Origin of the sequence: Aeromonas molluscorum (assembly GCF_051376105.1) — a bacterium.
GTDB classification, from domain to species: Bacteria; Pseudomonadota; Gammaproteobacteria; order Enterobacterales; family Aeromonadaceae; genus Aeromonas; species Aeromonas molluscorum.
In genome coordinates this window covers 1,293,386-1,312,393 of record NZ_JBPQCY010000001.1, presented here as the reverse complement: position 1 = coordinate 1,312,393, position 19,008 = coordinate 1,293,386, and the positions used below count along the sequence as shown (strand labels likewise).

18 protein-coding genes and 2 tRNA genes are annotated in these 19,008 nt (G+C 56.5%); 15 read left to right on the top strand and 5 right to left on the bottom strand.

From position 1 onward, the window contains the following. Nucleotide 1: 1 nt before the first annotated feature. Nucleotides 2-943 carry an ABC transporter permease gene (locus ACSMDR_RS06260; protein ID WP_005901583.1) on the top strand — a complete coding sequence of 314 codons (942 nt, stop codon included), beginning with the start codon at nucleotides 2-4 and terminating at the stop codon, nucleotides 941-943. Nucleotides 944-1,013: 70 nt separating this feature from the next. On the opposite strand, the gene dxs is transcribed toward ACSMDR_RS06260, so the two are convergent. The 3 genes from dxs to xseB are packed head-to-tail and all read right to left on the bottom strand — an operon-like array spanning nucleotide 1,014 to nucleotide 4,058. Beyond that, complete coding sequence (dxs, locus tag ACSMDR_RS06255; RefSeq protein ID WP_436467642.1) at nucleotides 1,014-2,894, bottom strand: 1-deoxy-D-xylulose-5-phosphate synthase; 1,881 nt, start codon at nucleotides 2,892-2,894, stop codon at nucleotides 1,014-1,016. Between the two features lie 21 nt (nucleotides 2,895-2,915). Continuing rightward, nucleotides 2,916-3,806, bottom strand: coding sequence for a (2E,6E)-farnesyl diphosphate synthase (gene ispA, locus ACSMDR_RS06250; RefSeq protein WP_005903977.1), 891 nt, complete (start codon nucleotides 3,804-3,806; stop codon nucleotides 2,916-2,918). 3 nt (nucleotides 3,807-3,809) lie between these two features. Then, nucleotides 3,810-4,058 (bottom strand): exodeoxyribonuclease VII small subunit, encoded by a 249-nt coding sequence (gene xseB / locus ACSMDR_RS06245; RefSeq protein WP_436467641.1) that lies wholly within the window; start codon nucleotides 4,056-4,058, stop codon nucleotides 3,810-3,812. Between the two features lie 216 nt (nucleotides 4,059-4,274). On the opposite strand from xseB, the gene pomA reads away from it, so the two are divergent. The 3 genes from pomA (at nucleotide 4,275) to greA (ending at nucleotide 6,569) form a co-directional block, all read left to right on the top strand. Then, nucleotides 4,275-5,033: a flagellar motor protein PomA gene (gene pomA, locus ACSMDR_RS06240; protein ID WP_436467640.1), complete on the top strand. Its 759-nt coding sequence runs from the start codon at nucleotides 4,275-4,277 to the stop codon at nucleotides 5,031-5,033. 8 nt (nucleotides 5,034-5,041) lie between these two features. Next, on the top strand, nucleotides 5,042-5,953 hold the full coding sequence (locus tag ACSMDR_RS06235) for a flagellar motor protein MotB (protein ID WP_436467639.1): 912 nt from the start codon (nucleotides 5,042-5,044) through the stop codon (nucleotides 5,951-5,953). Nucleotides 5,954-6,092: 139 nt separating this feature from the next. Then, nucleotides 6,093-6,569, top strand: a complete 477-nt coding sequence (gene greA, locus ACSMDR_RS06230) for a transcription elongation factor GreA (protein WP_005903968.1) — start codon at nucleotides 6,093-6,095, stop codon at nucleotides 6,567-6,569. Nucleotides 6,570-6,629: 60 nt separating this feature from the next. On the opposite strand, the gene ACSMDR_RS06225 is transcribed toward greA, so the two are convergent. Together ACSMDR_RS06225 and yhbY are read right to left on the bottom strand one after the other, a co-directional pair. Then, nucleotides 6,630-7,229, bottom strand: a complete 600-nt coding sequence (locus ACSMDR_RS06225; RefSeq protein ID WP_436467638.1) for a PilZ domain-containing protein — start codon at nucleotides 7,227-7,229, stop codon at nucleotides 6,630-6,632. A 99-nt stretch (nucleotides 7,230-7,328) separates the two neighbouring features. Then, complete coding sequence (gene yhbY / locus ACSMDR_RS06220) at nucleotides 7,329-7,625, bottom strand: ribosome assembly RNA-binding protein YhbY (protein ID WP_005903964.1); 297 nt, start codon at nucleotides 7,623-7,625, stop codon at nucleotides 7,329-7,331. A gap of 98 nt (nucleotides 7,626-7,723) precedes the next feature. On the opposite strand from yhbY, the gene rlmE reads away from it, so the two are divergent. The 11 genes from rlmE to infB all read left to right on the top strand — a co-directional run bounded on the left by rlmE (nucleotide 7,724) and on the right by infB (nucleotide 18,961). Further along, a complete protein-coding gene (gene rlmE / locus ACSMDR_RS06215) occupies nucleotides 7,724-8,353 on the top strand; it encodes a 23S rRNA (uridine(2552)-2'-O)-methyltransferase RlmE (RefSeq protein ID WP_005903962.1) in 630 nt (209 codons plus the stop codon). A 45-nt stretch (nucleotides 8,354-8,398) separates the two neighbouring features. Next, nucleotides 8,399-10,351, top strand: coding sequence for an ATP-dependent zinc metalloprotease FtsH (gene ftsH, locus ACSMDR_RS06210; RefSeq protein WP_005903960.1), 1,953 nt, complete (start codon nucleotides 8,399-8,401; stop codon nucleotides 10,349-10,351). A 64-nt stretch (nucleotides 10,352-10,415) separates the two neighbouring features. Further along, nucleotides 10,416-11,261 carry a dihydropteroate synthase gene (gene folP, locus ACSMDR_RS06205; RefSeq protein WP_436467637.1) on the top strand — a complete coding sequence of 282 codons (846 nt, stop codon included), beginning with the start codon at nucleotides 10,416-10,418 and terminating at the stop codon, nucleotides 11,259-11,261. A gap of 17 nt (nucleotides 11,262-11,278) precedes the next feature. Then, a complete protein-coding gene (gene glmM, locus ACSMDR_RS06200; RefSeq protein ID WP_436467636.1) occupies nucleotides 11,279-12,613 on the top strand; it encodes a phosphoglucosamine mutase in 1,335 nt (444 codons plus the stop codon). A gap of 132 nt (nucleotides 12,614-12,745) precedes the next feature. Then, nucleotides 12,746-13,510, top strand: a complete 765-nt coding sequence (tpiA, locus tag ACSMDR_RS06195) for a triose-phosphate isomerase (RefSeq protein WP_436467635.1) — start codon at nucleotides 12,746-12,748, stop codon at nucleotides 13,508-13,510. Beyond that, nucleotides 13,511-13,837 (top strand): preprotein translocase subunit SecG, encoded by a 327-nt coding sequence (secG, locus tag ACSMDR_RS06190; protein WP_005903953.1) that lies wholly within the window; start codon nucleotides 13,511-13,513, stop codon nucleotides 13,835-13,837. Between the two features lie 9 nt (nucleotides 13,838-13,846). Then, nucleotides 13,847-13,931, top strand: a tRNA-Leu gene (locus ACSMDR_RS06185). A gap of 92 nt (nucleotides 13,932-14,023) precedes the next feature. After that, nucleotides 14,024-14,100: transfer RNA gene (locus ACSMDR_RS06180), tRNA-Met, on the top strand. A gap of 168 nt (nucleotides 14,101-14,268) precedes the next feature. Next, complete coding sequence (rimP, locus tag ACSMDR_RS06175) at nucleotides 14,269-14,727, top strand: ribosome maturation factor RimP (RefSeq protein WP_005903951.1); 459 nt, start codon at nucleotides 14,269-14,271, stop codon at nucleotides 14,725-14,727. Between the two features lie 14 nt (nucleotides 14,728-14,741). Further along, nucleotides 14,742-16,244: a transcription termination factor NusA gene (gene nusA, locus ACSMDR_RS06170; protein ID WP_436467634.1), complete on the top strand. Its 1,503-nt coding sequence runs from the start codon at nucleotides 14,742-14,744 to the stop codon at nucleotides 16,242-16,244. A 20-nt stretch (nucleotides 16,245-16,264) separates the two neighbouring features. Beyond that, complete coding sequence (gene infB, locus ACSMDR_RS06165; RefSeq protein ID WP_005905048.1) at nucleotides 16,265-18,961, top strand: translation initiation factor IF-2; 2,697 nt, start codon at nucleotides 16,265-16,267, stop codon at nucleotides 18,959-18,961. Nucleotides 18,962-19,008 lie beyond the last annotated feature (47 nt).

Here is a 19,008-nt window from a genome sequence, read left to right as displayed (position 1 = left end):
CATGACTAACGCTGTGACTGCAAGCCCAAGCCGCTGGGCGCGTTTTAAAAATTCCGACATCGTCTACTATTTCCTGCGCGATAAAGTAGCCATGTTCAGTTTTGCCATCTTCGTGGTATTTGTGCTGGCCGCCTTGCTGGCTCCTTGGCTGGCGCCGCACAATGTCTACGATCTGACCAGCTTCGATCTGATGGATGCGGAGCTGCCACCCTCCTGGCTGGAGGGGGGCGAGGCGCGCTTCTGGCTCGGCACCGACAACCAGGGGCGGGATATCTGGAGCACCATCCTGTATGGCGCCCGTATTTCCCTGAGCATCGGTCTGTTCGCGGTGGGCCTGCAATTGATGCTGGGGATCGTCATCGGGCTTATCGCCGGTTATTACGGTGGCCGTATCGATAGCCTGCTGATGCGCTTTGCCGATGTACAGCTGTCGTTCTCCACCATGATGGTTGCCATCATTATCTCTGCCATCTTCCAGGCCAGCTTTGGCTCCGAGCTCTATTCCGAGTTTGCCATCGTCATGCTGGTGGTGATCATCGGCATCGCCGAGTGGCCGCAATATGCCCGGACGGTACGCGCCTCCGTGCTGGCTGAGAAGAAGAAAGAGTACGTGGAAGCGGCTCAGGTGATGGGATTCCGTGCCCCGCGCATCATGTTCCGCCACATATTGCCAAACTGCCTGTCACCCATTCTGGTCATATCTACCGTGCAGGTTGCAAATGCCATCATGAGTGAGGCTGCGCTCTCCTTCCTGGGGCTGGGTATGCCGGTGGATCAACCGTCGCTGGGATCGCTCATCAGCGTCGGCTTCAACTACATCTTCTCCGGCTCCTGGTGGATCACCGCCTTCCCTGGCATCTGCCTGGTGGTGCTGGTACTGGTCATCAACCTGTTGGGTGACTGGTTGCGCGATGTGTTTAACCCGAAAATCTACAAGGGTTAATTCGGGTTAGCGGTAAAACAAGAAGGGCGCCATCGGGCGCCCTTCTTTATTCGTTCTTCAACCCGCCTTGTCAGGTTTGGCGCCAAGCCTCGATACTGGCCTGAATGCCAGCACTGTCTAGTCCCAGCAGCGCATAGATCTCCTCCTGGGTACCCTGTTCGATAAAGCGATCGGGTAGGCCCAGATTGAGTACCGGTTTGCACTGCCTGGTCCGCATCAGCAGTTCGTTTACCGCAGAGCCGGCACCTCCCATGATGGCGTTGTCCTCTATGGTGACGAACTCATAGTGGCTGGCGGCCAGAGAGAGCACCAGGGCGTCATCCATGGGTTTGACGAAGCGCATGTCTACCAGGGTGGCATCCAGTGCTTCGGCGGCAGCCTTGGCCTGATGGAGCAGGGTGCCAAACGCCAATATGGCGATGCCTTGACCCTCTTGCCCCTTTCTTTTGCGAATAATGCGTCCCTTGCCCAGCGCCAGCGCCTGCATCTCGGTCTGAACCTCGATGCCACAGCCACTGCCGCGCGGGTAGCGCACCGCTGCAGGCTGGTTGCACTGATAACCGGTGTAGAGCATCTGACGGCATTCGTTCTCATCGGATGGGGTCATGACCACCATGTTCGGCACGGTACGCAGGAAGCTGATGTCAAAGGCGCCCTGATGGGTTGGACCATCGGCACCGACCAGGCCTGCGCGGTCGATGGCAAACAGCACCGGCAGCTCTTGCAGGGCCACATCGTGGATCAGCTGGTCATAGGCCCGTTGCAGGAAGCTCGAATAGATGGCCACTACCGGTTTCTGGCCCGAGATGGCAAGACCGGCGGCGAAGGTCACCGCGTGCTGTTCAGCAATGGCCACATCGAAGTAGCGGCTGGGGTACTGCTGACTGAACTTGACCAGACCAGAGCCTTCGCGCATGGCGGGAGTGATGCCAACCAGACGCTCATCTGCGGCAGCCATGTCGCACAGCCATTGGCCAAAGATGGCCGAGAAGCTCGGCTTGCCCGGGGTGGACTTGGGCAGTGCCCATTCGTCCGGGTTGAACTTGGGCACGGCGTGATAACCGATGGGATCCTTCTCGGCAGGCTCGTAGCCTTTGCCCTTCTTGGTCTTGATATGCAGCAGCTGGGGACCCTTGAGGTTGCGCATGTTGCGCAGGGTCTCGACCAGCGCATCGATATCGTGACCGTCTATGGGGCCTATGTAGTTGAAACCAAACTCTTCGAACAGGGTGCCGGGCACGACCATGCCCTTGAGGTGCTCCTCTGCGCGTTTAGCCAGTTCCTTGACGGGAGGCAGGCCGGACAGCACCTTCTTGCCCCCTTCGCGAATGGTGGTGTAGAGCTTGCCTGACATGATGCGGGCGAGGTGATTATTGAGGGCGCCGACATTTTCCGAGATGGACATCTCGTTGTCATTAAGCACCACCAGCATGTCCTTGTGGACGTCCCCTGCGTGATTGAGGGCCTCGAAGGCCATGCCGGCGGTGATGGCACCATCACCAATGACGGCAACCACCTTGCGGCCCAACCCTTCACTTTCGGCGGCGACAGCCATGCCGAGAGCGGCACCTATGGAGGTGCTGGAGTGGCCGACCGAGAGCACGTCATATTCGCTTTCGCCACGCCAGGGGAAGGGGTGCAGACCATCTTTCTTGCGAATGCTATGAATACGCTCGCGCCGTCCGGTCAAAATCTTGTGGGGATAGGCCTGATGGCCCACGTCCCACACCAGCCTATCGAAGGGGGTGTTGTAGACGTAATGCAGGGCGACCGTCAGTTCGACAGTACCAAGACCAGAGGCAAAGTGCCCACTGGAACGGCTCACAGAGCGCAGCAAGTACTCACGTAACTCGTTGCACAGGACAGGCAGACGCTCCTTAGGCAGGGATCTTAGCTCAACCGGGGTATCAGCGAGGGCCAGGTTGGGGAACTTGCTTATATCAACGCTCATATTGTTACTGTTATCCAGCGTTCAGTGGGTTCGCTCGATGATGTAATCGGCAAACGCTTCCAGAATATCGGTATTGTAGGGCAAAGGGCGCAGGGCTGTTAAGGCTTTGCCGTGCAGTTCGCGAGCCAGCTCACGGGCCTGTTCCAGACCGAGCAGTGCCGGATAGGTGCTCTTGGCCAGCGCCTGATCCGAGCCCTGGGGCTTGCCCAGGGTGGCGGTATCACCGGTGATGTCGAGGATGTCATCCTGCACCTGGAAGGCGAGGCCTATGGCGGCGGCATATTCTTGCAGTGCGTTCAGGGTCTGTAGTGCTATGTCGGCCTTGCACAGGGCCCCCAGGGTGACGGCACATTCGATGAGCGCCCCTGTCTTGTGGCGATGTACCTGTTCGAGTTCGGACAGGCTGATCTGCCGCCCCTCGGCTTGCAGATCCAGTGCCTGCCCGCCGCACATGCCCAGATAACCCGAGGCGCGGGCCAGGGTACTCAGCATACGGACCCGGTTTGCCATCAATGCCTCAGGCATGGGGTGATCAGCCAGGATAGAGAATGCCAGGGTTTGCAGGGCATCTCCCGCCAGTATGGCGGTGCCCTCATCGAACGCTTTGTGAACCGTGGGTTGACCACGACGCAGATCGTCGTCATCCATGGCGGGCAGATCGTCGTGCAGCAGGGAATAGGCGTGAATGCACTCAACCGCCGCCGCCGGGCCATCGAGCAGGTCAGCCTCCACGGCCAACATCTCGCCGACGGCGTAGACCAGGAAGGGGCGCACCCGTTTACCGCCCAACAACAGGCCGTATTTCATGGCGTCGCGCAGACGCGGGGCCATGGCGGGCAGGGCATCGAGCTGTTGTGACAGCCGATCATCGATACGCTGGCGATGCAGACGAGAGAAACTATCCAGCGACACGGCTCAGGCTCCTTGGTCGGGTTCGAAGGGGACAGCCTGTTCGCTGCCATCGGCCTGGCCGAGCAAAATTTGGATCTTTTGCTCGGCCTGCTCCAGTTTCTGCTGACCGGCTCGCACCAGATGTATGCCCTGCTCGAACTGTTTTAGTGCCTCTTCCAGGGGGAGGGCGCCTTGCTCGAGTTGATGAACAATGGTTTCCAACTCTTCCAAGGTGGCATCAAAACTCAGTCGGTCGATTTTCTTAACGGCCATGTTCATCCTCGAGGATTGAAAAAACGGCTCATCTTAACATCCTCGACCCCTGGGGGGGAGCGTGAAAGCGTCATTGCCTCAAACTCTGGCCGTCGCTGCCGATATATAAGGCGACAAGGGGCAAGTGCGCACTTTCGAGCTTGCTGCTTGGGATGCAATAGCAGAAAATTCAATGAAATATAATGAATTCAAGAATCGGCTGACAGGAGTAGTGGCGTGGATCTAGGTAGTCTTATCGGCATAGTGCTCGGTTTTTCGGTGGTGATCTACGGCATGATACTGGGAGGTTCCCTCTCCATGTTCGTCGATGTGCCCTCTATCTGTATCACAGTGCTGGGCTCCATCTTCATTGCCATGATGAAGTTTAACGTTGGCCAGTTTTTCGGCGCCTTCAAGATTGCCGGCAAGGCATTCATCCACAAAGGCGAGAAAATCGATGATCTTATCCAAAAAGCGGTCGAACTGGCGGATGCTGCGCGTAAGGGGGGCTTCCTGGCGTTAGAGGCGGCGGAGATCCCCAACAGTTTCATGAAGAAGGGCATCGACATGCTGGTCGATGGCCATGATGCCGAAGTGGTGCGGGCCGTGATGGAGAAAGACATGGAGCTCACCTCGGATCGGCATGTCATTGCCATCAAGGTGTTTCGTGCCCTCGGGGATCTCGGCCCTGCCATGGGAATGATCGGTACGCTCGTGGGGCTGGTGGCCATGTTGTCTAACATGAGCGACCCCAAATCCATCGGACCGGCCATGGCCGTTGCCCTGCTGACCACTCTGTATGGTGCCATTGAAGCCAACATGTTTGCCATTCCCATTGCTGACAAGCTGGAACTGCGCAGCGGTGAGGAGCGCCTCTCGCGGGCGTTGATCCTGGACGCCATCATGGGCATCCAGGATGGCCAGAACCCTCGCGTGATCCAGTCCATGCTGCAAAATTACCTGCATCAGTCCAAGCGTAATGCAGGCACCGAGTAGGAATCGCCATGTCTAAATGCAACTGTCCTCCTCCCGGCCTGCCAGCCTATATGGGTACCTTCGCCGACCTGATGTCGCTGCTGATGTGCTTTTTTGTACTGCTGCTCTCGTTTGCCGAGATGGATGTCCTTAAGTTCAAACAGATCGCCGGCTCCATGAAGTACGCATTCGGGGTGCAGAATTTATTGGAGGTCAAGGATATCCCCAAGGGAACCTCTGTCATCGCCCAGGAGTTCAGGCCGGGGCGACCAGAGCCGACACCGATAGATACCATCATGCAGCAGACCATCGACATGACCCAGACCGAGCTGGAGTTTCAGCCGGGGGAAGCCGATCAGTCCGGTGGTCAGCAGAAGGATGCGGGGGATCTGACGGGGGGCAAGACCAGCGAACAGGCACAGCAGGAGCAGCAACAACAGCAACAGGCCCAATCCAATGAGTTGGCCAAGAAGCTGGCGGAGCAACTCCAGGATCAGATCCAGGATGGCGCCATCGAGATAGAGTCCCTTGGCCAGCAAATCATTATTCGCATTCGTGAGAAAGCCTCCTTCCCGGCGGGCTCTGCCTTCCTGCAACCCCAGTTCTGGCCAGTGATCCGCAGGGTCGCCAGCCTGCTCAAAGATGTGCCTGGAGAGATCACCGTCTCCGGTCATACCGATGACGTAGCGACGGAGAATGAGCTGTTCAACTCCAATTGGGAGCTCTCTTCCCAGCGGGCGGTAGCCGTTGCGCATCAGATGCTCAAGGTGCCAGGTTTTGATCAAAGTCGCCTTGTGGTGCAAGGTATGGCCGACACTCAGCCTCTGGTACCGAATAACTCGACCGAGAATCGCAGCACCAACCGCCGGGTCGAGATCGCTATCATGCAGGGCAAGCCGAGCGCTTCGGCGCCGATTGAACTGCCAAAAGAGGTTAATTAAGCTGGGGAGAGGATGATGACGTGGCGGGGGGGATCATGGATTTTCCCCTGACTTCATATTAAGATGCCTCATCCAAACCGATGGCAGCGGCTCTCTTTGACAGCCGCTGTCTCATTTTCAAGCAACTCAGGTTTTGACTATGAATCCTACTCCGATGACTGTGCGCGGCGCCGAGCAGCTGCGCAAAGAGCTCGATTATCTTAAGACCGAGCTGCGTCCGCAAATTATCGAAGCGATTGCTGATGCCCGTGAGCATGGTGATTTGAAAGAGAATGCCGAATACCATGCCGCCCGTGAGCAGCAAGGCTTCTGTGAAGGCCGCATTCAGGAAATTGAAGCCAAACTCTCCAATGTCCAGATCATCGATGTCACCAAGATAGCCAACAATGGTCGCGTCATCTTTGGTGCCACGGTCAATCTGCTCAAGTCGGAGACAGAAGAAGAGGTGACTTACCGCATAGTGGGTGACGATGAGGCTGATATTAAAAAGAACCTCATCTCGGTGAACTCTCCCATAGCCCGCGCCCTGATCGGCAAGGAAGTGGATGATGTCGCCATCGTCAAGACCCCGGCGGGGGATGTGGAATACGAAGTATTGAGCGTCGACTACCTGTAACCGGGTGCGTGACAGCGAAGAGGGGAGCCAGGCTCCCCTCTTGTCATTTGTGCGTCTGCTTCATTCCGCCGGCGGCGCATAAGCCTGAGTGAAGGTGCTCTGGTGGTGCTGGAACATCCAGCCACGCAGCCGTTCCTGATCCGCCTCGTTCATCTGGAAGTTGATGGCCCAGCCGATATTGGTTTGCTGGTTGCGAATCTCGCGGATCAGGACGCCACTGAGTGCAAGAGGCGCCAACTCATCCAGTATCAAGATGGCACTGACGGCATCCCCCCGTTTTAGGTGGCTGGGCAGTCGCTGGACGATGAGGCCATTGAGAGAGAGGCTGGTGACCTGGTAATTTCCTCCGCTCAGCTGTAGCCGGCCTTTTGTATCCAGGCGCCAGGCGCGGGGATGTTCGTGGCTGAGCTCCTGAATGACGGGGGCTGCGATACGGGGCTCGAGGAAACCGTCCTCACCTTGGGTGAAATAGAGAGGGAAGTGGAGCTGATGACCGGCGAAGCGGGCCTCCAGTGCCAGCATGTCGGCTCGTTGCAGCAGGCCAAGCAGGGGGGTATCCAGATAGCCGCTCAGGGATTGCCCGGCGGCTGACTCCTGGTCTTTCCCCAGCTCCCGCAACATGGTCAGTTCTTCGTCAGTGAGTATCTGCTGGTGATCCATGGCGTCGTTTCCAAGTATTCATCGCAGGTTAAGGCCCCGGCGACTACTTTGGCAAGCGACTTAGGAAGAGGGGAATGAGGGAGAGAGCAGTGCTCTCTCTTACTTGCGGGGCAGTTGGATCTTGGGTTCGTTGGCTTTGCGATAGATGGTCAGTACATGACCCATGCTCTGTACCTTGATGGCACCTGTTTCGCGAACGATGGCTTCCATGACCAGGGCCTTCATCTCACGATCTTCGGCGGCAACTTTCACCTTGATCAGCTCGTGATGGGCCAGTGCAAGATCGATCTCGGCCAGAACGCCTTCTGTCAGGCCGTGTTGACCAAGCAGTACGACGGGTTTCAGGCTGTGGGCCAAGCCCTTGAGGTACTGTTTCTGTTTATTGTTGAGCATCATGGCAAAATTCTTCATAAGTCAGGGTTGAAAGGGGCGTATTCTACCCCCACTTAGCCCTTAATACTAATAACCCTTGTGGTTTTTTAAAGCCGATCACCATGACCCAGAAAAAACGTTCCCCCAGCTCAACTCGCTGGTTGAAAGAGCATTTCGACGATCATTACGTCAAAAAAGCCCAGAAACTTGGGCTGAGATCTCGTGCCGTGTTCAAGATTGACGAGATCCAGGATAAGGACAAATTGCTCAAACCCGGCATGACGGTTGTGGATCTTGGCGCCGCTCCCGGTGGCTGGTCCCAGTTTGCCATCGATCAGGTGGGTGACAATGGGCGTGTCATCGCATGTGATATTCTGCCGATGGATTCCATCGCTGGTGTCGATTTCCTGCAAGGGGACTTTCGGGAGGAAACTGTCCTGGCTGCGCTGCTGGCGCGGGTGGGACCTGACAAGGTGGACGTAGTCATGTCTGACATGGCGCCCAACATGAGCGGTACTCAGCAGGTGGATCAGGCGCGAGCCATGTATCTGGTCGAGCTGGCACTGGACATGTGCAACCAAGTACTGCGCGCGAATGGCAGTTTCGTGGCCAAGGTGTTTCAGGGGGAGGGATTTGATATCTATCTCAATGAAATACGACAACTTTTTACTGCAGTCAAGATACGCAAGCCGGACTCATCAAGAGCCCGCTCGCGCGAAGTGTACATTGTGGCTACCGGTTTTAAACTGTAGTACCCTACCTTTTAGCGTTAACTGTCAGTCTGCGAGGTTACTGATTTGAGTGACATGGCGAAAAACTTAATCCTGTGGCTGGTCATCGCCGTCGTGCTGATGTCGGTATTCAATAGCTTCAGCCCCAGTGATACCACCAGTCGCCAGCTGGACTATTCCAGCTTTGTAAAAGAAGTGGCCCAAGAGCAGATCCGCGAAGTGCGGATGGACGGTAAGGTCATCAATGGCGTCAAGCGCACCGGTGAGCGTTTCCAAACGATCATTCCGGCGCCGGATCCCCAGCTGCTCAACGACATGCTCAATCACAATGTGAAAGTCATGGGTGAGAAGCCGGAAGAGCCGTCGTTGCTGACGTCCATCTTCATCTCTTGGTTCCCGATGCTGTTGCTGATCGGTGTCTGGGTCTTCTTCATGCGTCAGATGCAAGGCGGCGGTGGCAAGGGTGCCATGTCGTTTGGCAAGAGCAAGGCTCGCCTGATGAGTGAAGAACAGATCAAGACCACCTTCGGTGACGTCGCAGGCTGTGACGAAGCGAAGGAAGAGGTGAAGGAGCTGGTTGACTATCTGCGCGATCCTTCCAAGTTCCAGAAGCTGGGCGGCAAGATCCCGACAGGCGTGTTGCTGGTCGGCCCGCCCGGTACCGGTAAGACTCTGCTGGCCAAGGCCATTGCAGGGGAAGCCAAGGTACCCTTCTTTACTATTTCAGGTTCCGATTTCGTGGAGATGTTCGTCGGTGTGGGTGCCTCCCGGGTACGTGACATGTTCGAACAGGCCAAGAAGTCATCGCCCTGCATCATCTTCATCGATGAAATTGATGCAGTCGGTCGCCAGCGTGGCGCTGGTTTGGGCGGTGGTCACGACGAGCGTGAGCAGACCCTGAACCAGATGCTGGTTGAGATGGATGGTTTTGAAGGCAATGAAGGCATCATCGTCATCGCCGCGACTAACCGTCCTGACGTGCTGGATCCTGCCCTGCTGCGTCCGGGTCGTTTCGATCGTCAGGTTGTGGTTGGTCTGCCGGATGTGCGTGGTCGTGAGCAGATCCTGAAAGTGCACATGCGCAAGGTGCCGTTGGCCGATGATGTCAATGCTGCCGTCATTGCGCGTGGTACTCCGGGGTTCTCCGGTGCCGACTTGGCCAACCTGGTCAACGAAGCAGCCCTGTTCTCGGCGCGTGAGAGTCGCCGCGTGGTTTCCATGTCCGAATTCGAACGGGCCAAGGACAAGATCATGATGGGCGCCGAACGTCGTTCCATGGTGATGCAGGAGTCCGAGAAGGAGATGACGGCTTACCATGAGGCTGGCCATGCCATCATAGGTCGCATGGTGCCGGATCACGATCCCGTCTATAAAGTTTCGATCATTCCCCGCGGTCGTGCGCTGGGTGTGACCATGTACCTGCCTGAGCAAGATCGCTGGAGCCACTCCAAGCAGCATCTGGAGTCCATGATCTCCAGCCTGTACGGCGGTCGTCTGGCGGAAGAGCTGATCTACGGTGCCGAAAAGGTATCGACAGGGGCGTCCAACGACATCGAACGTGCTACCGACATAGCGCGCAAGATGGTGACCCAGTGGGGGATGTCCGAGCGTCTCGGCCCCATGCTTTATGCAGAGGAAGATGGCGAGGTATTCCTTGGACGCAGCATGGCCAAGGCCAAGCACATGTCCGATGATACTGCCCGCATCATTGATGCAGAGATCAAACTGGTCATCGATCGCAACTATGATCGCGCCAAGCAGATCCTCATGGACAACATGGATGTGTTGCACACCATGAAGGATGCGCTGATGAAGTACGAAACCATCGACGCCAAACAGATCGAAGATCTGATGTCCCGTCGCGAGGTGCGTGCTCCCAGCAACTGGCATGACGATCACAGCGGTGATACGCCAAACGGCGGTAGTGCGACCAAGGCTGAACCTGAAGAGGTAAAAGCCGAGGAGCCGAAAGAGGCGAATGTCGATATCGACAAAGCCAACGACGTTCCGGCCAAATAAGATTGTTCTCTCTCAAACCCCGGGCTAGCCCGGGGTTTTTTCATTGATGAAAATGGACTCGAACATGCAGTTATCCAGCAAGGGGATCAGCCTCTCCCTCGACCGTCCCCATGTCATGGGGATCCTCAATGTGACCCCGGACTCCTTCTCCGATGGCGGCCGCTTCAATCAGATAGAGCAGGCGCTTAACCATGCCCGCCAGATGGTGAGCGATGGTGCCACCCTGATCGACATAGGAGGGGAGTCGACTCGCCCTGGTGCCCCCGATGTGAGTGAGCAGGAAGAACTGGATAGGGTGGTGCCGGTGGTTGAGCGGATCGCCCGCGAACTGGAGGTGATGATCTCCCTCGATACCTCCAAGGCCATAGTGATGCGCGAGGGGTGCGCTGCTGGCGGTCACCTTATCAATGATGTGCGTGCCCTGCTGGAGCCAGGGGCTCTGGCCGCTGCGGCGCAGGCTGACGTGCCCGTTTGTCTGATGCACATGCAGGGGCAGCCAAGAACCATGCAGGCAGAACCGCATTACGATGACCTGGTGGGGGAGGTGAGGGCTTTCTTTGATGAAAGGATCGCCGCCTGTCTTGCCGTTGGCATTCCCCGTGCGCAGCTGCTGCTCGACCCGGGTTATGGCTTTGGCAAGACTCTCGCGCACAATTATCAACTGCTCGCAAGGCAAGCCGCCTTGCTCGATTATGGTTTGCCACTCTTGGTGGGGATGTCGCGAAAGTCTATGATAGGCAGCTTGCTTGGTCGCTCTGTCGACGAGCGCCTCGCCGGCAGCCTGGCTTGCGCCCTGATAGGGATGCAACAGGGAGCCCGCATCATAAGGGTGCACGACGTGCGCGAAACCATGGATGCGCTGCGCATCGGTTGGTTGGCAACAACGGGAAATGATTTTAACTCCAAATAAAATAACGAGAACAAACCATGGCTAGAAAATACTTTGGTACCGATGGGGTACGCGGCAAGGTGGGTGAATACCCAATCACTCCGGATTTCGTGATGAAGCTGGGTTGGGCTGCCGGTAAGGTGCTTTCCAAAAAGGGTACCAAGAAAGTGCTGATCGGCAAGGATACCCGTATCTCCGGTTACATGCTGGAATCGGCGCTGGAAGCGGGCCTCTCAGCCGCTGGCCTCAAGGCGATACTGATGGGTCCCATGCCTACCCCTGCAGTGGCGTATCTGACCCGCACTTTCCGCGCCGAAGCGGGGATCGTCATCAGTGCATCCCACAACCCTTTCTATGATAACGGCATCAAGTTCTTCTCAGCCGACGGTACCAAGCTGCCGGACGAGGTCGAACTGGCCATCGAGGCTGAACTCGACAACGAGCTCAAGTGCGTCGAGTCGGCCGAGCTTGGCAAGGCGGTGCGTATCGAGGATGCCGCCGGTCGTTACATCGAGTTCTGCAAGAGTACCTTCCCCTCCAACCTCAGCCTGGAGGGGCTCAAGATGGTGATAGATTGTGGCCATGGCGCCACCTATCACATAGCGCCTTCCGTGTTTCGTGAGTTGGGTGCCGAGGTGATTGCCATTGGTTGCAGTCCGGATGGCCTCAACATCAATGAAGGGGTTGGCTCTACCGCGCCTGAGGCGCTGGTTGCCAAGGTACTGGAGACTAAGGCTGATCTGGGTATCGCCTTCGATGGTGATGGGGATCGCCTGGTCATGGTCGATCACGCGGGTTACATCATCGATGGTGACGAGATCCTCTATATCATCGCTCGGGATGCCTTGCGCAATGGCCGCCTCAAAGGCGGCGTGGTCGGTACTCTGATGGCCAACATGGGCCTTGAGCTGGCGCTGCAAACGTTAGGGATCCCCTTTGCCCGTGCCAAGGTGGGTGATCGCTATGTGCTGGAGATGCTCAATGAGAAAGGTTGGCGCATCGGTGGCGAGAACTCGGGCCATATCATTTGCCTGGATCAGACCACCACAGGAGATGGCATCGTTGCCGCCCTGCAGGTGCTCACAGCCATGTGTACTGCCGAGATGCCCCTTGCCAAGCTGCGCTCTGGCATGAGTAAGTTCCCTCAGATACTCGTCAATGTGCGCTTTGCCGAAGGACAGGATCCCCTGACTTCGCCAGCCGTGCTCGACGAGGTGAAAAAGGTTGAGCAAGAGTTGGCTGGTCGTGGGCGGGTGCTGCTGCGCAAGTCGGGCACTGAACCGCTGATCCGTGTCATGGTGGAAGGTGAGCAAGAGGAGCAGGTTCGTGACATGGCCGAGCGCATTGCTCAACAGGTAAAATCGGCGTTTTAATAAGCGATGAGGGCGGTTTTTACACCGCCCTGGTTGTATCTTGTTCAAACGATTCAAAAAATCATAAATAGCGCTTGTCAGTTCAATGTCCTCTGGATATTATCTGCCTCGCTTTCGCAAGGGAGTTTGCCGATGGGAAACCGGAAGCCGTTTGTAGCAGCCAACTGGAAGTTGCACGGTAGCAGGTCGCAGTTAGAAAGGTTCACCACCGCTTGCCTCAAGGGGTTGAGTGATGATGTAGAAACTGTACTGTGTCCATCCCATGTGCATCTCGACTTTGCATCTAACCTGCTCGCGGAGCAGGGTTTGATGAAGTTGGGGGCTCAGAGTGTGAGTCAGCACAAGTCGGGCGCTTATACGGGAGAGATCTCGTGTGAGATGCTGATTGAGGCAGGGTGTCGATACGTTATCGTAGGGCACTCCGAGCGTAGGCGTCTCTTTGGAGAAACCAGTTTCATTGTCGCGGAAAAGTTCGCGGCCGTCAGAGCGGCAGGCTTGATACCCATACTTTGTTTGGGTGAGTCAGGAGCAGCAAGGCAGGCGAGGCGCACCTTCGAAGTGATAGCCGAGGAGCTGGACATAGTCCTAGAGAAGAATGGCGCGATGGCATTCGATAATGCTATTATCGCCTACGAGCCGATTTGGGCTGTAGGCACAGGTAAATGCGCCACACCCGAGCAGGCACAAGAGGTTCATTCCTTTATTCGTGGTCGCTTGGCGGAGGATACTCCGGTAATAGGTGATAAAGTTAGAATCATCTATGGTGGGAGCCTGACACCGGCCAATGCGAGAGATTTGTTTGCCCAGCCCGACGTTGACGGCGGTCTGATTGGTGGAGCAAGCCTCGATGACCAGGCGTTCTTAGGAATTGTTGAAGCGGCAAAGGGTGCAAGTTAAATGTACGAAATTCTTTTAGTCGTTTATCTGCTGGTATCACTGACACTGATTGGTCTGGTGATGATACAGCAAGGTAAAGGGGCTGACATGGGCGCCTCCTTCGGCGCAGGGGCATCAAATACTGTATTTGGCTCCAGTGGTTCAGGTAATTTCCTGACCCGAACAACAGCAATTTTGGCAACTCTGTTTTTTGTTATCAGTCTGGTGCTTGGCTCCATGTCTGGCCACAAAGCTAAACAGGGTAGCGAGTGGGAAAATCTGCAACAAACCCAACAGGTTGAGCAGACTGAAACGCCGGTGAAGAAAGATTCCGACGTTCCCAACTGAGTGAGTTTTGCCGTGGTGGTGGAATTGGTAGACACGCTATCTTGAGGGGGTAGTGCTCTAGGGTGTGCGGGTTCGAGTCCCGCCCACGGCACCAATTAAGTAGTGAGCCTGGGTGACCAGGTATATTATGGCCCTTCTTTCTTGTACGAAAAGACGGATAAGGCTATAATCTCGCACGATTTCGGACGCGGGGTGGAGCAGCATGGTAGCTCGTCGGGCTCATAACCCGAAGGTCGTCGGTTCAAATCCGGCCCCCGCAACCAAATTTCACGCATTCCTTCGCTCAGGAAAGCGGTCGCTGCGAGGCGACAATCAGGGTACAGCGCCAAGCCCCGATTTGACATCGGGGCTTTTTGTTATGTGCAATTTACTCTGACTTTGTACTTCATCTGGGCTATATGCCCTTTTTTTGTTTTTTTCGGAGGGTAACTTTGGCTACGTTGGAACAGCGTTTGACCGATCTGCTCGAGGCGCCTATCAAAGCCTTGGGTTTTGAACTTTGGGGTGTGGAGTTTATCCGTGCGGGTAAACACTCAACCCTGCGTGTCTATATAGATAGCGAGCAGGGCGTGACCGTTGAAAACTGCGCCGAGGTGAGCCGTCAGGCCGGTGCCATCATGGACGTTGAAGATCCCATCACCGAGGAGTACTACCTGGAAGTCTCCTCTCCCGGTCTGGATCGTCCCCTGTTCAAGGTTACCCAGTTCGAAAAATACGTTGGCCAGGAGGCGGCGGTGCAGCTTCGAATGGCAACAAATAACCGCCGCAAGTTCAAAGGCGTAATCAAAGCCGTGCAGGGGGATACCATCACCCTGACGGTGGATGGTAAGGACGAGCTGTTCGCTTTCACCAATATCCAAAAAGCGAACATAGTGCCGAACTTTGGTTAACGAGGCTATCGGATATGAATAAAGAAATTTTGCTGGTCGTTGACGCAGTGTCACACGAGAAAGCCGTGCCCCGCGAGAAGATCTTCGAGGCGCTGGAAACTGCGCTGGCGACGGCTACCAAGAAGAAATACGAAGGCGAGATCGAAGTTCGCGTCGAGATCGACCGCAAGACCGGTGACTATGACACCTACCGTCGTTGGGTCGTGGTCGCCGATCAGGCTTCCATGGAGAACGCTTACGGCGAGATCACCTTGGAAGCGGCTCAGATCGATGATCCCGAGATCCAGATCGGTGACTATGTAGAAGACCAGATTGACTCTGTTACCTTCGACCGTATCACCACTCAGACCGCCAAGCAGGTTATCGTGCAGAAAGTGCGTGAAGCCGAGCGTTCCCAGGTCGTGGATCAGTTCAAGGACAAAGAAGGCACCATCATCAGTGGTGTGGTCAAGAAGAGCAACCGTGACAACGTGATCCTGGATCTGGGCAGCAATGCCGAGGCCGTGATCTTCCGTGACGACATGCTGCCGCGCGAGACCTTCCGTCCAGGCGATCGCATCCGTGGCCTGCTCTATGCGGTACGCCCTGAGGCGCGTGGTTCCCAGCTGTTTGTCAGCCGTTCCAGCCCAGAGTTCATCAAAGAGCTGTTCCGCATCGAAGTACCGGAAATCGGTGAAGAGATGATCGAGATCATGGGCGCCGCCCGTGACCCGGGTTCCCGCGCCAAGATCGCGGTCAAGACCAACGATCGTCGTATCGACCCGATCGGTGCCTGTATCGGCATGCGTGGCGCTCGTGTGCAGGCGGTTTCCGCCGAGCTGAGTGGCGAGCGCGCCGACATCGTCTTGTACGATGACAACCCTGCTCAATACGTGATCAATGCCATGGCCCCGGCTGATGTGGCCTCCATCATCGTTGATGAAGACAACCACACCATGGATATCGCCGTGGAAGCAGCCAACCTGGCTCAGGCCATCGGCCGTAACGGTCAGAACGTGCGTCTGGCTTCCCAACTGACCGGTTGGGAGCTGAATGTCATGACCGTCGAGGACATGCGTGCCAAGCACCAGGCCGAGAACGACCGTATCCTGACCCTGTTCACCAGCACCCTGGATATCGATGACGATTTCGCCGGTCTGCTGATGGAAGAGGGCTTCTCGACTCTGGAAGAGATTGCCTTCGTACCGGTCAACGAGTTGCTGGCCATCGACGGTCTGGATGAAGACATGGTCGAAGAGCTGCGCACCCGTGCCAAGGATGCCCTGACTACCCAGGCCCTGGCCAAAGAAGAATCGTTCGAAGGTGTTGAGCCTTCCGAAGAACTGCTCGGTCTCAAAGGCCTGGATCGCGAATTGGCCTATGCATTGGCTGCCCGCGGTATCGGCAATCTGGAAGACTTGGCAGAGCAAGGCATCGATGACCTTGCTGATATTGAAGAACTGACCGCAGAGAAAGCTGGTGAGCTGATTATGGCTGCTCGCAACATCTGCTGGTTCGGAGAAGAGCAGTCTAGTTAAGATCAAACGGAGGATAATGAATGGCAGAAGTATCAGTCAAACAACTTGCCACTGACATCGACACACCGGTTGATCGTCTTCTCCAGCAGTTTGTCGACGCCGGTATCAGCAAGAGCAAGGCCGACGACCTGGTCAGCGAGTCTGAGAAACAGACTCTGCTGGCCCATCTGAAGAAACAGCATGGAGGTGACGAGACTCTCGCACCTGCCCGCATGACCTTGCAGCGCAAAACCAAGAGCACCTTGAATGTTCAAGGTACTGGCGGCAAGAATAAAGAAGTGCAGGTAGAAGTGCGTAAGTCTCGCACCTATGTAAGACGTTCGGCGCTCGAAGATGAGCAGCGCCAGACGGAAGCCGAGGAAACAGCGCGTTTGGAAGCAGAAGAAAAAGTTCGTCACGAAGCCGAAGAAAAGGCTCGCCGTGAGGCTGAAGAGAAGGCTCGCCTGGCGGCTGAGCAAGCTCGTCGTGAAGCTGAGGAAAAGGCGCGCACCGAGGCACAATCAAAGGCCAAGCAGGCTCAACAGCCCGCTAAAGCAGCCGGTAGCACAGCTCAGCAAGAGGCAGAAAAGATGGCCAAGCGCGAAGCAGAAGAACTGAAGCGCCAACAGGAACAAGCAGCCTTGACCAAGGCTGAAGAACTCGCCGCGAAGAAAGCCGAAGAGGCTCGCATCATGGCGGAACAGAACGGCCCCCGTTGGGCAGAGGAAGAGGCCGCTCGCGCCAAAGAGAGCAGCGACTACCACCTGACCACCAACAAGCATGCGCAAGCAGCAGAAGACGAACTGGATCGCAAAGAAGAGACCAGCCGTCGTACTGCCGCCGCCGCCAAGAGTGCTCCCAAGAAACCGGGTCGCCGCGAAGATGATCGCAACTCCCGTGATCCGCGTGCTCGCAAGGGCAAGCGCGGCAAGATGGCCATGCCTAACGCCATGAAGCACGGCTTCAACAAGCCGGCTGCCGTGGTGAACCGTGATGTCGTCATCGGCGAAACCATCACTGTGGCCGAGCTGGCCAACAAGATGGCCGTCAAGGGTGTCGAAGTCATCAAGGCGATGATGAAGATGGGCGCCATGGCCACCATCAACCAGGTCATCGACCAGGAAACCGCTCAGCTGGTTGCCGAGGAGATGGGCCACAAGGTGGTGTTGCGTCGTGAGAACGAGCTGGAAGAGGCGGTACTGTCCGATCGTGACGAGACTTCCGAAGCCAAGCCGCGCGCACCGGTCGTGACCATCATGGGTCACGTTGACCATGGCAAGACCTCGCTGCTCGACTATATCCGTAAAGCCAAGGTTGCCGCAGGGGAAGCCGGTGGTATCACCCAGCACATCGGTGCGTATCACGTCGAAACCGACAGTGGCATGATCACCTTCCTGGATACCCCGGGTCACGCCGCGTTTACCTCCATGCGTGCTCGTGGTGCCCAGGCGACCGATATCGTTGTCCTGGTCGTTGCTGCCGATGACGGCGTCATGCCGCAGACCATCGAAGCCATCCAGCACGCCAAGGCGGCCGGTGTGCCCATCGTGGTTGCGGTCAACAAGATCGACAAGCCAGAAGCGGATCCGGATCGCGTCAAGACCGAGCTGTCCCGTTACAACGTCATGTCCGAAGATTGGGGTGGTGATAGCCAGTTCGTGCACGTCTCCGCCAAGTCTGGCGAAGGCATCGACGAGCTGCTGGAAGCCATCCTGATCCAGTCCGAAGTACTGGAACTGAAAGCGGTTGTCGATGGCATGGCCAATGGCGTCGTGATCGAGTCCTTCCTGGACAAGGGTCGCGGTCCTGTTGCTACCGTACTGGTACAAGAAGGTACTCTGCGCCAGGGCGACATCGTCCTTTGTGGTCTGGAATACGGCCGTGTTCGTGCCATGCGTGACGAACTGGGTCGCGAGATCAAGGAAGCGGGTCCCTCCCTGCCAGTTGAAATCCTGGGTCTGTCCGGTGTTCCCTCTGCCGGTGACGAAGCCACCGTTGTACGTGATGAGAAGAAAGCCCGTGAAGTGGCGCTCTATCGTCAAGGCAAGTTCCGCGAAGTCAAGCTGGCTCGCCAGCAGAAGGCCAAGCTGGAGAACATGTTCGCCAACATGACCGAGGGCGAAGTGTCCGAAGTGAACGTGGTGATCAAGGCCGACGTACAGGGTTCGGTGCAAGCCATCTGCGATGCGCTGGTCAAGCTGTCCACCGAAGAGGTCAAGGTCAAGATTGTCGGCTCCGGGGTTGGTGGCATCACCGAGACCGATGCCACGCTGGCCGCCGCGTCCAGCGGTATCCTGGTCGGCTTCAACGTCCGTGCCGACGCTTCCGCTCGCAAGGTTATCGAAGCCGAGAACCTGGATCTGCGTTACTACTCCGTCATCTATGACCTGATTGACGAAGTGAAGCAGGCCATGAGCGGCATGCTGGCTCCTGAATATCGTCAGGAGATCATCGGTCTGGCTCAGGTGCGTAGCGTCTTCAAGTCACCGAAGTTCGGCGCCGTTGCCGGCTGTATGGTTACCGAAGGTGTGGTCAAACGCTCCAACCGTATCCGCGTCTTGCGTGAGAACGTGGTTATCTATGAAGGCGAGCTGGAATCCCTGCGTCGCTTCAAAGATGACGTCAACGAAGTCCGCAACGGTTACGAGTGTGGTATCGCGGTCAAGAACTACAATGACGTACGCGAAGGCGACCAGATCGAAGTTTACGAGACTGTTGAAATTCAACGGACTCTGTAAGCCGAGAGCAAGACAAAATAGGGGGCTGCGGCCCCCTTTTATCGCAG